Below are 204 nucleotides of genomic sequence, written 5' to 3'. Positions count from 1 at the left end.
TGATGACGGAACTGAAGAACCGCGGGGTGCAGGACATCCTGATTGCGGTCGTGGACGGCCTCAAGGGCTTCCCCGACGCCATTACCGCGGCCTTCCCGGAAACCGCAGTGCAAACCTGTATCGTCCACCTCGTGCGCCACTCGCTGAACTTCTGCGCCTGGAAGGACCGCAAGGCAGTGGCTGCGGACCTGCGTCGGATTTACA

1 protein-coding gene is annotated in these 204 nt (G+C 62.3%); it reads left to right on the top strand.

What is annotated here, in order from left to right; genetic code table 11:
• On the top strand, positions 1 to 204 hold a 204-nt coding region (locus GZH79_RS19380; RefSeq protein ID WP_211645319.1), incomplete at both ends, for a transposase.

Origin of the sequence: Loktanella sp. SALINAS62 (assembly GCF_018263905.1) — a bacterium.
GTDB lineage: Bacteria > Pseudomonadota > Alphaproteobacteria > Rhodobacterales > Rhodobacteraceae > Loktanella.
The sequence above is the reverse complement of the archived record's forward strand: the minus strand, read 5'-3'. Positions and strand labels throughout refer to the sequence as shown.